The sequence below is a fragment of the Aquisalinus luteolus genome, from assembly GCF_009712425.2.
In the GTDB taxonomy this organism is placed as follows: domain Bacteria; phylum Pseudomonadota; class Alphaproteobacteria; order Caulobacterales; family Parvularculaceae; genus Aquisalinus; species Aquisalinus luteolus.
Map to the genome: position 1 here is coordinate 663,448 of NZ_VCJR02000002.1, position 16,078 is coordinate 679,525.

The following is a 16,078-nucleotide window of genomic DNA, read 5'->3' on the forward strand; positions in this document are numbered from 1 at the left end:
ATGAGCGACCGGCCAGCCCAATCCGTTTACGGAAAGATAGAGAGCTGGCGGACCGTCTGGTCGGCCTCGGTCCATAATTGCTGGATCATGGCCCTGCCCATGCTGATCATCCTGTCCCACCGCAATATTGTCGGCGGGATGGTGCTGATGGTGCTGTTCGGCACGCTGGTGCAGCCGGGGCTGTGGCCTGCCGCAGGGCGGCTGTTCAGGCAATCTTCATGGCAGCCCGGCACGGGCTCGGCAATCCTCGCCGCGCTGATCGCGTTCAGCCTTTATGTCTTCCTATCGGTCGCCTGGACGCCGCTGAAGGATGAGGCAGAGAAGGCACTCAGCATCCTGTTGTTCTTTCTGGTGTCTGGCGCATTCCTGTGGACGATGCAGGCCTTGCCGACCCATATTGCGAGCCTGCTGGCCCGCTTCCTGCTCGGCGCCGGGGCTTTGGCGATCGTCTGTCTGGGGATTGAAGCTGTTACCGGCGGCGCGATCCGCGATATCATCCCGCCAGAGGGGCGCGACGGGAAGGACATCATCGCCTCTGCCCGTGGCACGACCATCGGGTTGTGCCTGCTGCCAGCGCTTTTGCTGTTGTTATGGCGTATTCAGGGTTTGCCGGGCACGAGGCCGAAAGCGGGCTTTTATGCGATAGCGGCTGTCGCTGTTGCCTGTCTGGGGGCGGGGGCACTGTTGTTCGGGGTCACGGTCAATCTCATTGCGCTGGCCGCGATCATTGCCGCTGGAACGCTGGCGCTGTTCCGGCCGAAACTGGCGCTCTGGCTGACCGCAGGCGGGTGGGCGGCGACCTTCCTGCTCGCGCCAGTCGCAGGTCTTTTCCTGCCTTCGATTGAAGTGATCGAAACAATGGACGGCGCCCCGACCTCCTGGGTGCAGCGTCTGGCAATATGGCGGTTCGCCATGGACAATATCTTTTCAGGGCCCTTGGCCTTCCTGTTTGGCGGCGGGGTCAATTACAGCCAGTACCTGAATGATTTGGGGCGCACCGTTTCGCTGCCGGGCTATCCCGGACCGATCCCGCTTTTCCCGACCCACCCGCACAATCTGTTCGTTCAGATATGGCTGGAGTTCGGTCTGGTCGGCGTCCTGATGGTGCTCGGCATTATCTGGCTGGTCGTGCGGTTCATGCTCACACGGTTGGAGATGTTACGCCCACCGGTGGCAGCAGCGTGCCTTGCTCTTGCGGCGGGTTTCTATGTCATTTGCGCTGTTGACCTCAGCCTTTGGACATTATGGCGGTTGGCCGCGCCAGTGTTCGCGCTGTACATCATGATCGCCGCCGAAAGGGTCTATGCCACGAAAATGTCACGATAATTAAGGTTGTGGCCTCTTGTGTTGCGGTGCAAAAAGGCGCAATATTACAATCGAGTCAGAACTTCGGGGGAAGTGAGTGGAGCAAGGCGCCAAAATGAGTGATTTGGAGCATGACGGCATGCAAGCCGTCTCCACGCCTTCGGTAAACGCCTCCGTCAGTGTCATCATCGTATCATTCTGGACTGGCCCGCTGCTGATGCGCTCGGTCATGTCCGCCTTGCGCCAGCCGCACGTGAAGGAAGTCATCGTCGTCGACAATGGCAACTGGGCCGACGAGATGGACCGCCTGCGTGAACTTGCTGACTTCAGTGAAAAACTCATCATCATCTCGGGCCATGGCAATATCGGCTATGCTGCCGGCTGCAACAAGGGTGCTGCAACGGCGACCGGTGAGTATATCTTCATCCTCAATCCCGATGCGATCCTGCCGGATGACGCTGTCGGCGACATGCTGGCCGAAGCAGCACGCCTGAAGGGCCGCTGGATGCTCGGCGCGAAACTGATCAATCCGGATGGCACAGAGCAGGCAGGCTCCCGACGTTCCACGCTGACGCCATGGCGCGCATTCGTGGAGATGACAAAGCTCTACAATTTTGCGCCGCGTCACCCGTATTTCCGCCGCTTCAATTATCACAAGGAACCCTGTCCCGGTAAGATGACAGAGGTGCCGGTGATTTCAGGTGCCTGCATGTTGATGGCGCGCGAGACCTGGTTTGCCATCGACGGCATGGATGAGAACTACTTCCTGCATGTCGAGGATGTCGATTTCTGCCTGCGGCTGAAAAAGGCTGGCGGCGACGTCTATTTCACGCCCAAGGTCGATATCCTGCATTTCAAGAGTTCAAGCCGGGAGAGCAGGATCAGGGTTGAGTTGCGCAAGGCCAAGAGCATGGTGCGCTATTTCTTCACCCATTTCCGAGATCCGTATCCATCCCTGTTCCTGTATGTCGTCAGTGCGCTGATCTGGATCGGTTTTGCCATGCGTACAGTGATGATCATCGCCAGGCGCATGCTGGCGCTCGTCGGTTTGAAGCTGAACAGCCCGGATACCAGCCGCCGCGGTTACGCAACAGCCAGAAGCCGGTCGCGTTTCTGATTTTTTCTTTTTCGAACAATTGTCCGCCATGCCCTCAATAGGGGCGGCAACCATCTATCTGGCGTGATAGTCCTTCAGGCGGACGCGGGACATCCCTTGGCCCCTTGTCCGGATTGTAATCCCTCAGTTCAAAGAGGAAATACCGGCGCGGGCACTCCACACCCATGTCCCGGCTTACTTCCCCGACCTCCAGGATCGTGTCCAGCTCGACCACGCTATAGAGATATTGCGGATATTTCGCGACCAGCAAGGCGCGCTCATATTGCGACGGGTCGTACTTGTCGAAGGCTTCATAGTGGTGCTCGACACGCCGGTTGTAATCCAGTGACTTCACCGGGATACCGCTGTCGCGCATATAGTAGAGAATATTCCCCATCAGTTCGCGGTCATCGACGACCACGACCGGATAGCCCTGCGCATAGGCTTCGATCTCCGCGACCTGGTCCGGCCAGTCGCGCACGCGCTTGATGGCGTTGGACAGGCCCAGCGCATCGACGATGGCGAAATTGGCCACGAAGAACAGGGCAATGATGCCGATGCCGGCATTGAAGGCTGTCGAGCCGATAAGCAGGCGTCGCCGTCCAGACCTGATCATCCAGGCTGTGACGAGGATGATCAGGGCCGGATAGGCGGCCATGGCCCAATTGGCGTTGGCGCCGGAAATCGTCGCCTGGAAAATGATGATGAGCAGCGGCGGCAGGCCGAGACCGAGCAGCATAAGGTCCGCCCCGCGATGCTCCGCCGACAAGCGACGCTTCAGCGTGGCAAGACCGAAGAGGAGAAAGCCGAACAGGACCGGACCGACGACGAAGAACTGGGAGAAGAAGAATTCCGCCAGTTCGTCCGGGTGGAAAAGGTTGCCGCCCCAGCCCGCATTGGCCTGTGTATGTTCCAGCGTCTGGAAGTCGTTGGCGGCGTTCCACAGGACATTCGGCAGGAAGATCAGTACTGCAAGCGCCGCTGCGATCAGTAAAGGCACCGGCTTCAGTGCCTGGCGTGCCCTGGGTGAGACGGCAAAGGCGATGGCAAGGCCGAGTGGGAAATATATCATCGCGTATTTCGACAGCATGCCGAAACCGATGGCAGCGCCCATCAGGGCGCCATCGAGAGGGCTTTTCGTGTCGGACAGGCGGGCGAAAGCAAACAGGCCGATCGACCAGAACATCAACAGCGGCGTATCGGTGGAAATGATCGATGAGCCGAGATGAAGGATCGGGATGGATATCCAGACAACGCCTGCCCACAGCGCCGTGCGTTCATCATAGAGGCGTCGCGCGGTCAGGAAAACGAACCAGCCTGTTATCGCCCCGGCCAGAGGGGACGAGAGGCGGACAGCCATCTCGCCATTGCCGAAAATTGCCGTGGTCGTGCCGATCATCCAGGCGATGAAAGGCGGTTTGGAGAAATAGCCGAACTCGAAATTGCGACTCCACCACCAGTATTGCGCTTCGTCTGGGCCGAGATTGAGATTGCTGATCGCCAGTCCACCAATGCGTATCAGCGTCACCGCGACCAGCAGCCAGGCAAAGAAGATGGCGGGCCGGGTCAGCCAGAGGTCTCTGATACGATCGATCATGGGCAGCTTATTCCGAGATATAGACAGTCAGGGTCGAGGCTTTGTTGTTGGAATAGTTGAAGCCGTCAAGCGTTGCGAGGACTGATAGCCGGGTTTGTTGCGTTGCGGCAAGGAAGGCGGCCTGGTTTTCCTCGTCAACGATGGCGACATGGCCTGGCGCGGCGGCGATCCATGCTGCCATGCCTTCGGCCTCTGCGTGGATCGTGTCCGTGCCCAGAAGGAAAACCAGAGAGGGCTCGTTATAGCCATACAGCGCAACCGGCGGTGCGCCATCGAGCCGCGGGTGAAGGTCGAGGTCGTCGAGCAGCCGGGAGACCCGGGGTGTCAGATGCAGGGCCTCGAGCCGCGGCAATATCCCTTCGAACAGCCCCCAGGCAAGGACGGCCCCGGCAAGGCTCGCCGCTGCCATGGCTGCCGCCGGTCGACGCAGGCTCATCAGCGCGCCCGCAGTGATAGCGATGATGCCGAGGACACCAAGAAGCGCAACGTGGAATGCTGTCAGCCCGTGATCGTCAAAGGAGATAACGAGCCAGACCAGGGCCGCGCCGACAACGAGGGAAGCACCGGCGCAGGTCAGAATGCCAATGCCGCGCATGATCCGTTCGCCAGGCCCCGGTATCACCTCGCGCAAGGAAAGCACCGAGAGCGCGATGAGAACGGCGAGCGCCGGGTAAAGCGGCAGGGTGTAATGGGTCAGCTTTGTCGAGGCGATTTCAAACAGGATCCAGGACGGCACGAGCCAGGCGAGGCAGAAGGCGACGGCCGGGTCGCGCCAGCGCTGGATGGCATGCCAAACAGCGAGCGGGATGAACAGGGCGGCAGGCCAGAAGAAGATCCACACTGCCTTCAGGTAATAGAGGAATGAGCCGTCATGGTTTTCCTGGACTTCGTTCAGCTTGCCGAAGGCATCGTCGCCCAGCGCCTCGGTGAAAAAGCGTCCCTCGGTCGCAAGGCCGATGGCGATTGCCCATGGCCCGACGATCAGGGCGAGGATGCCAAGACCGGTAAAGGGGCGGTGGGCCAGGCCGAAACGAAACGGATTGCGCCCGGTTGCCAGCAGCCAAAGGCCGAGAGCGGCAATCGTCAGGAAGCTGATCATTGGTGCGATTGGCCCCTTGATCAGGATGCCGACGCCGATGGCAACCCAGAAGAAGACCGGCACACGCCAGCCCACTTCTTCCTGTTCGACATAGCGCCTGAAGATTAGGGCGAGGCATCCTTGAGCGGCGATCACGCAGGTGGTCAGGGCGGCATCGGTCTTGGCGATGGTGGCTTCACCGGCAAAGGTCGGGGCCGCGGCGAGCAGGACGGCACCCCAGAAAGCGGGAGCGGGACCGGTCAGCCTGCTGAACAATGCACAGAGCAGCAGGATCGACAGGACCCCGGCCAGCATTGACGGGATACGGAAGGCCCATGGCTGGCGGGCCTCGGCGTCACTGAAAGCAGAGACGCTCGCCGCCTGTAGCCAGTAGATGCCAGCCGGCTTCTTGTTGCGCTCGTCCTCCTGGAAACGGATCGCGATGAAGTCCCCGGTCTCCAGCATCTGGACAGTTGCCTGCATGAAACGGGATTCGTCTCGGTCGAGCGGTGGAATGGAAAATGACCCGGCGGGGACGATCAGCGCGGCCCAGAACAGCAGCACAATCAGGGCGAGGGGCTGCGGTGTGTTCCCGGCAAACAATCCCGACCCGCCGCGAATATTTGTCATGGTGTGATTAGTTCCCATCGAAATGCCCCCTGACCATAGGCCCCAATAATGGCCAAGTCAGGACAATGGCCTTCATGAGATTGCCTCGCTGCATGCTTGTCTTTGACAATGTGTCCGGCCTGACACAGAAAAGACGACAGAAATTATCGGCGGCTTGTCGGCGGTACTGCCGTTACCAAAGGACAGGTCCCAAAAAAGAGACATGTAATCATGACTGATCCCGTACCGGCGCCGCTATATGCCGTAGACAAGTCGGTTCCAGCTGATGGCCCGGCGCTCAGCGTCGTCATCCCGATGTTCAATGAGGAGGGCAATGCCGCGACCCTGGTCGGGGAAGTGGCAACGGCCCTGCGCGCCGTGGTGCCCTTCGAAATCGTCATCGTCAACGATGCCTCCCGCGACGGTACGCTGGACGTTTTGAAATCGCTGAAGACAGAGTATCCGGAACTGCGCATCATCCAGCACCACAACAATGCCGGTCAGAGCCGCGGCGTGCGCACCGGCGTTATCGCGGCACGCGCGCCTGTCATCGCGACGCTGGATGGCGACGGCCAGAACAATCCGGCCGATATCCCGGCGCTCTATCAAAAGCTGACGCGTGACGGTGCCCCGGCACTGCTCGCCATGGTCGCGGGCGAGCGTCAGGGCCGCAAGGACACCAAGGCCAAGAAAGTCGCCTCACGGCTTGCCAATGGTATCCGAAAGAAACTGCTGAACGATGAGGCGAGCGATACCGGCTGCGGGTTGAAGGTCTTCTATCGCGGCGTGTTTTTGCGGCTTCCTTATTTCGACCACGTCCACCGCTATTTGCCGGCGCTGGTGCGTCGCGAAGGGCTGATCGTGGAATTTGCCCCCGTCAGCGCGCGCGAGCGCATGTCCGGCCAGTCGAAATATACAAATTTGCAGCGGGCCGCCGTGGCCGTTCGGGACCTTATCGGTGTAACCTGGCTGATCGCCCGGTCGCGCAAACCCGGCGAAATCAGCGAGCTGTAACTCCATTGCCCTAGTTATGCCCGCTTGTGTGGGCTATATGGTGGTAAACAGGTCCTTAAAGGAGGGGAGCCGACATGTTCACAATGTTTCCACTGCTGGCGATCAGCCTGGTCGTCTACGTAATCCTGCATTTTCTTGTCGGTGATAGCTGGACAGCCAGCCAGTTGATGTCCATTCCCATGGTGTCCGGAGATGTATGGCGAATCAGCTTTGGCGACGGGTTCATCATTATCTCCATGGGGCTGTTGTTCATAGAATTGCTGCGCTCGACCAAGACTGGGTCGGATTCGATCCTCAACCACGCCCTGTCGGTTGTGGTGTTCATCATTGCGCTGCTGGCATTCATCATTGTTCCGGGTTTCGGGAATTCGGTGTTCTTCATCTTCCTCGCGATGACATTCCTCGACTTCATGGCCGGTTTCATCGTCACGACGGTCACTGCACGGCGCGACTTTGGCGTCAGCGGTGGTCTGGGCGGCTAAGGTTCCTGCCTATGCTGAGCATAGAAAACCGCGCCACCGGCGCGGTTTTTAGCATGAACAGCCTGCAGTTGCGATTTGGCACAGGACTTCAATCTTTCTTTACGAAGATTTTCTACAACTGTCCCTGAATAGTACCGCTCGTTCCTTGGGAGCGCTTCGTGTGTTGCGTTGTCTGCGGTCAGTGACTGACGGGGATTTATGGGTAAACAGCGTCCAGCCGGACCGGACAAGGTAAAGTTTGCGCTGGAAGCAGCCGGACAGGCCCTGTTTGAGTATGATCACGCTTCGGGCCGGATCAACTGGACCGATGTGAAATCGGCCATGTCGATCCTTGGTATCGACAAGCCCGAGACCATTTCCACGTCACCGTCGCTCCTTTCTTTCCTGCAGCCGGAAGAGGTGATGAGCCGCGAAAACGCCCTGCGGGACGCGTTCGAGAACCGCACCAGCTATACGATCGAATATCGCGTTTCCACCGGCCGTCACCCGATGCGCTGGATCGAGGAGCGTGGCAGCTGGATGAAGATCGCCGGGGACTGGCGCCTGATCGGCATGGTCCGGACGATCGACGAACAGAAAAACCGCGAGGCGCGACTGTCCTATCTCGCCGCCTATGACGAACAGACCGGCCTGCTCAATCGCCCGCGCATTCGTGAAATGCTGAAAGACGAGATCGATGCGGGTAGCCAGCCAACCGGCGTTTCAGCTTATCTGCTGGTCGGCATCGACCGGCTGGGCGGGATCAATTCCGATTTCGGTTTCGAGGCCGCTGACGAGGTAATCGTCGAGATTTCCCGTCGCCTGCGCTCCAAGCTCGCCACGCAGCATACGATCGGCCGGGTCGCGGGGACCAAGTTCGGCATCATCCTGCGCAGCACCTGCCGCGAAGGCATCCGCAATACCTGTTACGCCCTGCTGAATGTCGTCCGCGAAAAGGTCGTCGAGACCAATTCCGGCGGCGTTGCCGTGTCCGTATGTATCGGCGCGACCGAGCTGGAAGGTGATGTGACCACTGCCGAGACAGCGATGGCACGGGCTGAAGCTGCCCTCGACAAGGCGCGCCAGATCGGCCCGTCGAGCTGGAGCTCCTTCTCGGAAAACACCGACATCGTCTCCCGTCGCCAGCGCAATACCGAAATGTCGGACGTCATCCTGACGGCGCTGAATGACAGACGCATCTATCTTGCCTACCAGCCGATCATTTCCGAGCCGGGCGCCCCGCACCGCAAGTTCGAATGCCTGGTCCGCATGGAAGATCCCGATGGCGAGGAAGTGCCGGCACCGGCGTTCATTCCCGCCGCCGAACGCCTCGGCCTCGTCCACCTGCTTGACCGCCGCGTGCTGGATCTTGCGACGCAGGCCCTGCGCAAGGCACCGGACATCAAGCTGAACGTCAATATCTCCTGGGAGACGGTGAAGGATCCGGTCTGGGCTGATGGCTATCTCGCCCAGCTGCGCGCCAATCGCGAAGTGACCGACCGCCTGACCATCGAACTGACCGAAACACAGGTCATGGATGCCGTGGAGGCTTCCGTCGAGTTCATCGCCGAGATCAAGGAACTGGGCTGCCGCTTCGCCATCGACGATTTCGGCGCCGGTTATACCTCCTTCCGCAACCTTCAGGCGCTGGATATCGACGTGCTGAAGATCGACGGCTCGTTCATCACCGGTGTGTCCTCATCTCGGGAGAACCAGCTGTTCGTACGCACGCTTCTGGATCTTGCCCGCAATTTCGGCATGAAGACGGTGGCTGAATGGGTCGACAATGAATCCGACGCGCTGCTTCTGAAAGGGCTCGGGGTCGATTACCTGCAGGGATATTACATCGGCAAGCCGGACCGCTATCCGCCAGCCATCTATGGCGAGCATGCCGATGACAATGGCGATGCGGCAGGCAAGACACTGAGCGCCTGACCCGCTTGAGCGAAATCAGTCTTTTTTCAGCTGTTCTTTCAGCTCAGCCAGCTCGCGCTTGAGTTCGGAAATTTCTGCGTCCGCCTCGGCCTTTACCTTTTCGACTTCATCGGTGCTGCCGGTTGCAGCCGCGGCGCGATCTGCCGGCGGACCCCACGGGGAAGTCGGCATTGAGCCACCAATGCCGAACATCTTCATGCCGCGTTCGAACATCGCCATGTTCTGGCGGGTCACATCCTCGAACAGTTTCATGCCCGGCGAATCGCCAAAGGCCTCGGACATCGACTTGCGCATGGCTTCCTGGTTCTTCTGGAAGCTTTCCATGCTCATTTCGAGGTAAGAAGGCACGAAGGACTGCATCGAGTCGCCATAATAGCCGATGAGCTGGCGCAGGAAGGAGATGGGCAGCAGGTTCTGGCCCTTGTTCTCTTCCTCGAAGATGATCTGGGTCAGGACCGAGCGGGTGATGTCGTCGCCGGACTTGGCGTCATAAACGACGAACTCCTCGCCTTCGCGGACCATGCCGGACAGGTAATCGAGGGTTACATAGGAACTGGTCGCAGTGTTGTAGAGCCGACGGTTGGCGTATTTCTTGATGATGACCGGCCCGTCCTGGCTCGACTCTTTCTGTTTCTTTTCCTGGCTCGTCATGCGTGCAGTCCCTGATTTTGCGTCGCGCTATCGCGACTCATTGTTCTTCTATAGTACGCTGCATTGCAGCATGCCATAGGTCAATCAAATAATCTTGGGTTCATTCCCTCCTCGCCCCATATGGCGGGTAATGAGGCTGGAAAATTCAGCCGAAAGATGTTGCCAGAGGCCGGTCTGATCGGCCAAGAATGGCCCCGAATACAAAGATGCTCACAAGGGCTCAGGCACTACGGTTCTGCGCCCCAACCCGGAGAGAATTTCCATGACTGATGTTGTCATCGCTTCCGCCGCCCGCACCGCCATCGGGTCGTTCTCAGGCTCGCTTTCCACGGTTTCTGCGCCTGAACTGGGCCGCACGGTCATCACCGGGGCGCTGGAACGTGCAGGGATCAAGGCCGATGACGTCAACGAAGTGATCATGGGCAATGTGCTGACCGCGGGTCTTGGCCAGAACCCGGCCCGGCAGGCATCGATCCATGCCGGTATCCCGCAGGAGACCCCGGCGATGACGATCAACCAGGTCTGCGGCTCCGGCCTGCGCGCCGTTGCGCTGGCGGTCCAGTCGATCCGCAATGGCGATGCCAATATCGTCGTTGCTGGCGGGCAGGAAAACATGACCCTGTCGCCGCACTCGGTCTATATGCGTTCCGGTGTCAAGATGGGGCCGGGCACCATGACCGACACGATGATCGTCGACGGGCTGTGGGATGCGTTCAACAATTACCACATGGGCCAGACGGCGGAGAACCTCGCCGAGAAATACCAGATCAGCCGCGAAGAGCAGGATGCCTTTGCTGTCGCCAGCCAGAACAAGGCAGAGGCCGCCCGCAAGGACGGCAAGTTCAAGGACGAGATCGTGCCGGTGACGATCAAGCACCGCAAGGGCGAGACCGTTTTCGACACTGACGAGTTCATTCGCGAGGGCGCGACCATCGAAGGCGTTTCCGGCCTGCGCCCGGCCTTTACCAAGGAAGGCTCTGTCACGGCAGCAAACGCCTCCGGCCTCAATGACGGTGCGGCGGCGACAGTGGTCATGTCTGCCTCCGAGGCCGAGAAGCGCGGCATTACCCCGCTTGCCCGCATTGCCGGTTGGGCAACCTGCGGTGTCGATCCGTCGATCATGGGCATCGGCCCGGCCCCGGCCTCGCGCAAGGCGCTGGAGAAAGCCGGCTGGTCGCTTGACGATGTCGACCTGATCGAGGCGAACGAGGCCTTCGCCGCGCAGGCGCTGTCGGTCGGCAAGGAACTCGGTTGGGACCCTGAAAAAGTCAACGTCAATGGCGGCGCGATCGCGCTCGGTCACCCGATCGGCGCGTCCGGCGCCCGTATCCTGACGACGCTGCTGTACGAGATGCAGCGCCGCGACGTGAAGAAAGGCCTCGCCACGCTGTGCATCGGTGGCGGCATGGGCATCGCCCTGTGCGTCGAGCGCCCGTAAACCAGACTTCAGAAGACGCCTATCAACAGGCACTTATCAGACAGGCCGGGGTGGTACGCCAGACCCCGGCCAATAAGGGAAGGGAGAAACCCCATGAGCAAGCAAGCTATCGTTACCGGCGGCACACGCGGCATCGGCAAGGCCATTGCCATCGGCCTGAAAGAGGCGGGCTTCAATGTCGCCGCTACCTATGGCGGCAATGACGAGGCCGCCGCCCAGTTCAAGGAAGAGACCGGCATCGGCGTATACAAATGGGATGTCAGCGACGCAGCCGCCTGCGAGGAAGGCATCGCGAAGATCGAGGCCGACCAGGGCCCGACCGATGTGCTGGTCAACAATGCCGGCATCACCCGCGATGGCGCCTTCCACAAGATGACCGCCGAGCAGTGGCGCGCCGTGATGAGTACCAATCTTGACAGTGCCTTCTACATGACCCGGCCCGTGATCAACGGCATGCGCGAGCGCGGCTATGGTAGGATCATCAACATCTCCTCGATCAACGGCCAGAAGGGCCAGTTCGGACAGGCGAACTATTCCGCCGCCAAGGCCGGCCTGATCGGCTTCACCCGCGCGCTGGCGCATGAGACGGCGCGCAAGGGCATCACCGTCAACGCGATCGCGCCTGGCTATATCGGTACCGACATGGTCGCCGCCATGGACGAGAAGGTGCTCGATTCCATCGTCGGCCAGATTCCGGTCGGCCGTCTCGGCACGCCGGAAGAGATCGCCAATGCCGTTCTCTATCTGGCAGACGACAAGGCTGGCTTCATGACCGGCGCAGTGCTGACCATCAATGGCGGCCAGTATATCGCGGCCTGATGGCTGGCGAGGCCACTGACCCATTCGATCTCGAGCGCTTTGTCGAGGCCCAGAAAGGCTTTTATGACAAGGCGCTCGACGAACTGCGTGCCGGGTGCAAGCGCACCCACTGGATCTGGTTCATCTTTCCGCAGATCGAGGGGCTGGGGCACAGTCCGACCGCCATTCACTATTCGATCAGCGGCAAGGATGAGGCGGCGGCCTATGCGGATCATCCGGTGCTGGGGCCACGCCTGATCGAATGCACAGAGGCAGTCCTGGCGATAGATAGTAGCGATGCGACTGCCGTATTCGGTCATCCGGACAATCTCAAATTTCGTTCCTCCATGACGCTGTTCGAAGCTGCAACAGGCAATGATCTGTTCGGCCCTCTGTTCAGCAAGGCGCTGGAGAAATTTTACGACGGCGAGCGTGATGGCCATACGCTGGAGAGGCTTTGACCCTTCTCTTGATCCATGCTGTGGACTTGGAAGGCGAGCAGGTTAGGCTGTGAGAATGAATAGCCGTCGCGAGAGTTGCCTGCCATGACCTCTTACAGATCTTGCATCCTTGCTTGCTTTATCCTTCTTACAGGCTTTGTGACTGCTTTGCCTGCCGTCGCTCAGGAAGAGCAGGTTGAAGCGTCCCCTGAAGAAGTTTTCGAGGAATTCTGGGCGATCTACAATGACGGCTATGCCTTGTTCGGTGTGAAGAATATCGACTGGGATGCCGTCTACGATATCTATCGCCCAAAGGTAACGGCTGAGACGAGCGATGAGGACCTGTTCGCGATCATCAGCGAAATCGCCGGGCTGATGCACGATCTGCATGTGGTGATCCGGGATGAGAAAGGCGGGCGGTTCTATCGCTCTGGCTCGCGCAGCCTGGCGACTGGCGATTTCGATATCGGCACTTTCTCCCTCGACCTGATCGGCCAATCTTACGCGACTGATGGACTGAAAAGCATCGCAGACGGAACGTTTCATTACGGCATGCTGAGCGGCAATGTTGGCTATCTGCATTTCCGCTCGTTCAACGACATGGAGACGAGCGTAGGGGCGATCGACGAGATTATTTCAGCTTTCGAGGGCGCGGGGGCGGTCATCATCGACGTACGCCAGAATGGCGGCGGCAGCGACGCGGTGGGGCAGACGATCGCCAACCGCTTCGCCGATCAGAAGCGCCTCTATATGAGCGTGCAGATGCGCAACATCATGGAGCCGCGCGATTCCTTTGCCGAGCCTGTCGACTGGTATCTTGAGCCTGCGGGTCCGGCGCAGTTTACAGGGCCTGTGGTACTGTTGACCAATTCGCGGTCGATCAGCGCGGCGGAGAATTTCGCGCTTGCCATGCGTGCGTTGCCCCATGCGGCCATCGTCGGCGAATACACGGCAGGCGTCTTTGCCGATGCCGGGCAGGTGCCCTTGCCGAATGGCTGGACGGTCGATGTGTCGGTGAACATTTTCCGCGACCCGGACGGCTTCAACTGGGAAGGTATCGGTGTGCCGCCGGATTACTGGATGGCCAACAAGGCTGACGATATCGAGACCGGGCAGGACCGTGTCCTCGGCTTTGCGCTCGACCTGATCGATACGGGAAGAATCGGCAGGCAGGATGGTTCCCAGCAGCCACCGCGCCACGTCCCGGTCGAGTGATCTTTCCTTGTCTACTTACTGGCCCATCATCGTGTTGAACAGGTCGGCACCACGCGCGCCATTGGAGAAATATACCAACCCTTCGCGATATTGCGGTGAGATGAACGCCGCTGTCCTGTACTCATCATTGTTGCCGTCATGGCCGATGATCGTGTCGCCCGGCACGTACAGGATCGCGAAGCCGAGACCAAAGGCTGTCGGCGCCCCGGAATCGCCTTCGATGACTTCTGTCTGTGGTGAGAGCATTTCCTCATAGGCGGCCTCGCTCATCCCTTCGCGGCGGCAGACCTTAGCCATGAAGGCTGCGTAGTCCTCTGCCGTCGTCAGCAGGCCGCCGGCGGCCTGTGCCCGGTCAGGGTGGTGCATCTTGCGGGCGCTGTCCGGCTCGGTGCTGCTCTGATAGCCCATGGACACTGAGGTACCCTCCGGGAACGGAACAGTGAACGATGAATGGGGCATGGTTTCACCGAGGCGTTCCTTGAACAGGGCTTGCAGTGTCTTGCCCGTCTCCTGTTCGACCCAGGCCTGCAGGATCTGGATCGCCTCACCGGAATAGGTCGGTTGCGTGCCCGGCTCGGCGAGGAAGTCCAGCGGGTCTTCGCGATCCCAGTCTAGTGAAGCGCCAGACCAGTTGGGCAGGCCTGTCCGGTGGGTAAGTACCATGCGCGGGGTAATCTGTGCGTATGCATCTTTATCAGCGATGCGCGGCCAGTCCATTTTCTCTGCGATCGATTCATCGAGATCGATCACCCCTTCATCGGCCAGTGCGACGGTGATCCACGCAAGGACCGGCTTGGACAGGGAGGCGGCCTCGAACAGCGTTGTGTCAGTCACTGCAGCACTGGTTTCCAGATTAGCCGTGCCATAGGCTGCCAAGTCGGAGACCTGGCAGTCCTTGATCAATGCCATGCTGGCACCGGGAACGGAAAAGCCGTTGAGCAGGGCGGCCATCTGATCCTGTGTCGGAAGGGCAAGGGGCGGCGGTGCCTGATCGGCTGGCGGCTCTGCGCTTTGTTCAGCGGGATCAGCTAGAGCGGTGTCAGTTGGCTGAGGGCCGACATCTTCGGTATGCGTCGATGCCTCGTTGCAGCCAGTCAGCAGGGCGGTTGTCAGAAGAGTTGATAGAAAGAGAAGTGATGAAGAGCGTTTCACAATCGGTCTGTCCTCTGCTTTTGGCTGCCCGGTTGAGAACAGTCTAGCGGCAGTTGCAGAGATAGTAAGGCTCTCTCAGATATTGATACGGCGCTTGATCTGCGACATCGGGATTGCCGTTGCCGGGTCGGCGGCCAGCGACGCGACGACCGGCTTGTTGGTTTCCCGGTCAAGGAATTCCAGCGGCGCGGTACCCTTGCCCAGCCATTTGTCGCCCCACTGGTTCAGCGCGATGAGGGAAACGGCGAGATCAGCGCCTTTTTGCGTCAGGAAATATTCCGGTCGCGGGCGCTGGCCCGGTTCGCGGTAATTGCGGGTGACCATGATGTCGAGCTCGACGAATTTCTTCAGCCTGTTGGACAGGACGGTGCGGGGAATGCCCAGCTCCTGCTGGATATCGCCGAAACGGCGCAGGCCGTAGAAGGCTGAGCGCAGGATGAGAAGCGACCAGCGATCACCGATCTGGTCGAAGGCCTTGGCCAGATTGCATTCCGTTACCGGAATGCGGGACTGCTTGGGCGGGTTTGTCGCCATGCGTCAGGCTCTCCTCGATATTCACCCTCAATGGGTGCAAAGTCCATCCTGTGAACTTAAAGCATGAAGAGGGCTGCGAGGGCAAGTACAGAAATTAGAATGAGCGTCCATTTTATCCATGGACTGTCGAGCCGGTCCCACAATTTTTGCAAGGAAGGGGCGGCATACCAGGCGATTAGCCCCATTCCATAATAGCGGACGGCGCGGGTCACTGCGATGAAGCCGATAGCAACGAAAGGGTTGATGCCAACGACACCGGCCCCGAGGGACGCAAGAACAAGCGGGATGGGAGACAATGCAATGACGACAATGGTCGCCATGCCGTTCTGCTCGAACTGCTGCAGTGCGTCGTCAAAGCCTTGGTGCACCCCGAAAAGGTCGATCAGCGGCTGGGCAACGGGCTCGAACAGCCATGCACCCACCAGATACGCCGCGACGGTGCCGACAATGCAGCCGGCGAGCACGGCGGTGCAGATCGCCCAGATGGCTTTGCGTCGCGCGATCATGGCCGGGATCATCGGTGCCTCGATCGGTACCGGGAAGATCGTGCTTTCGAAAATCGAATAGACGAAAAAGCCGCCGGTCAGGCCAAGACGGCCGCGCAGCGCACCGAAGATGCCGGATTTATGCGGCTTGTCCTCCTCGCCACCGGATGCTCCGGCGTCGTCGCTGGCGCGATGGCTGCTGTTGTCGTAAGTTCTACCCATGGAGGGATGAACACGCCGGGGCGGGTGATGGTGCCGCCACGGCGTGCC

Annotated in this window: 15 protein-coding genes; 9 read left to right on the plus strand and 6 right to left on the minus strand. The window is 59.9% G+C overall.

Annotated elements, in window-relative coordinates:
• Together FF098_RS11750 and FF098_RS11755 are read left to right on the plus strand one after the other, a co-directional pair.
• Positions 1-1,326: an O-antigen ligase family protein gene (locus FF098_RS11750; RefSeq protein ID WP_155140702.1), complete on the plus strand. Its 1,326-nt coding sequence runs from the start codon at positions 1-3 to the stop codon at positions 1,324-1,326.
• A 94-nt stretch (positions 1,327-1,420) separates the two neighbouring features.
• Positions 1,421-2,422 (plus strand): glycosyltransferase family 2 protein, encoded by a 1,002-nt coding sequence (locus tag FF098_RS11755; RefSeq protein WP_155140704.1) that lies wholly within the window; start codon positions 1,421-1,423, stop codon positions 2,420-2,422.
• A 34-nt stretch (positions 2,423-2,456) separates the two neighbouring features.
• Here FF098_RS11755 and FF098_RS11760 read toward each other — a convergent pair whose 3' ends face one another.
• Positions 2,457-3,998, minus strand: coding sequence for an ArnT family glycosyltransferase (locus FF098_RS11760; protein WP_155140706.1), 1,542 nt, complete (start codon positions 3,996-3,998; stop codon positions 2,457-2,459).
• Between the two features lie 7 nt (positions 3,999-4,005).
• Complete coding sequence (locus tag FF098_RS11765) at positions 4,006-5,706, minus strand: ArnT family glycosyltransferase (RefSeq protein WP_205967482.1); 1,701 nt, start codon at positions 5,704-5,706, stop codon at positions 4,006-4,008.
• Between the two features lie 210 nt (positions 5,707-5,916).
• Here FF098_RS11765 and FF098_RS11770 point away from each other — a divergent pair, with 210 nt between their 5' ends.
• The 3 genes from FF098_RS11770 to FF098_RS11780 all read left to right on the plus strand — a co-directional run bounded on the left by FF098_RS11770 (position 5,917) and on the right by FF098_RS11780 (position 9,095).
• Positions 5,917-6,699 carry a glycosyltransferase family 2 protein gene (locus FF098_RS11770; RefSeq protein WP_155140710.1) on the plus strand — a complete coding sequence of 261 codons (783 nt, stop codon included), beginning with the start codon at positions 5,917-5,919 and terminating at the stop codon, positions 6,697-6,699.
• A 74-nt stretch (positions 6,700-6,773) separates the two neighbouring features.
• A complete protein-coding gene (locus FF098_RS11775) occupies positions 6,774-7,181 on the plus strand; it encodes a hypothetical protein (protein ID WP_155140712.1) in 408 nt (135 codons plus the stop codon).
• A gap of 198 nt (positions 7,182-7,379) precedes the next feature.
• Positions 7,380-9,095, plus strand: coding sequence for a GGDEF domain-containing phosphodiesterase (locus FF098_RS11780; protein ID WP_155140713.1), 1,716 nt, complete (start codon positions 7,380-7,382; stop codon positions 9,093-9,095).
• 15 nt (positions 9,096-9,110) lie between these two features.
• Here FF098_RS11780 and phaR read toward each other — a convergent pair whose 3' ends face one another.
• Entirely contained in the window at positions 9,111-9,746 is a 636-nt protein-coding gene (phaR, locus tag FF098_RS11785) for a polyhydroxyalkanoate synthesis repressor PhaR (RefSeq protein ID WP_155140715.1), read from the minus strand.
• A gap of 262 nt (positions 9,747-10,008) precedes the next feature.
• Here phaR and FF098_RS11790 point away from each other — a divergent pair, with 262 nt between their 5' ends.
• The 4 genes from FF098_RS11790 (at position 10,009) to FF098_RS11805 (ending at position 13,637) form a co-directional block, all read left to right on the plus strand.
• Positions 10,009-11,184, plus strand: coding sequence for an acetyl-CoA C-acetyltransferase (locus tag FF098_RS11790; protein ID WP_155140717.1), 1,176 nt, complete (start codon positions 10,009-10,011; stop codon positions 11,182-11,184).
• 93 nt (positions 11,185-11,277) lie between these two features.
• Positions 11,278-12,003: an acetoacetyl-CoA reductase gene (gene phbB, locus FF098_RS11795; RefSeq protein WP_155140719.1), complete on the plus strand. Its 726-nt coding sequence runs from the start codon at positions 11,278-11,280 to the stop codon at positions 12,001-12,003.
• Positions 12,003-12,443 (plus strand): DUF1810 domain-containing protein, encoded by a 441-nt coding sequence (locus FF098_RS11800; RefSeq protein ID WP_155140721.1) that lies wholly within the window; start codon positions 12,003-12,005, stop codon positions 12,441-12,443. The genes phbB and FF098_RS11800 overlap by 1 nt, the downstream gene beginning before the upstream one ends.
• Before the next feature lie 138 nt (positions 12,444-12,581).
• Positions 12,582-13,637, plus strand: coding sequence for a S41 family peptidase (locus FF098_RS11805; RefSeq protein ID WP_166426503.1), 1,056 nt, complete (start codon positions 12,582-12,584; stop codon positions 13,635-13,637).
• A 15-nt stretch (positions 13,638-13,652) separates the two neighbouring features.
• Here FF098_RS11805 and FF098_RS11810 read toward each other — a convergent pair whose 3' ends face one another.
• The 3 genes from FF098_RS11810 to FF098_RS11820 form a co-directional block, all read right to left on the minus strand.
• The gene (locus tag FF098_RS11810; protein WP_155140725.1) at positions 13,653-14,588 is read right to left on the minus strand and encodes a serine hydrolase domain-containing protein; all 936 of its coding nucleotides are present in this window, start codon (positions 14,586-14,588) and stop codon (positions 13,653-13,655) included.
• A 276-nt stretch (positions 14,589-14,864) separates the two neighbouring features.
• A complete protein-coding gene (locus tag FF098_RS11815; RefSeq protein ID WP_155140727.1) occupies positions 14,865-15,323 on the minus strand; it encodes a winged helix-turn-helix transcriptional regulator in 459 nt (152 codons plus the stop codon).
• 56 nt (positions 15,324-15,379) lie between these two features.
• Positions 15,380-16,030 carry a YqaA family protein gene (locus FF098_RS11820; protein ID WP_155140729.1) on the minus strand — a complete coding sequence of 217 codons (651 nt, stop codon included), beginning with the start codon at positions 16,028-16,030 and terminating at the stop codon, positions 15,380-15,382.
• Positions 16,031-16,078: the final 48 nt, after the last annotated feature.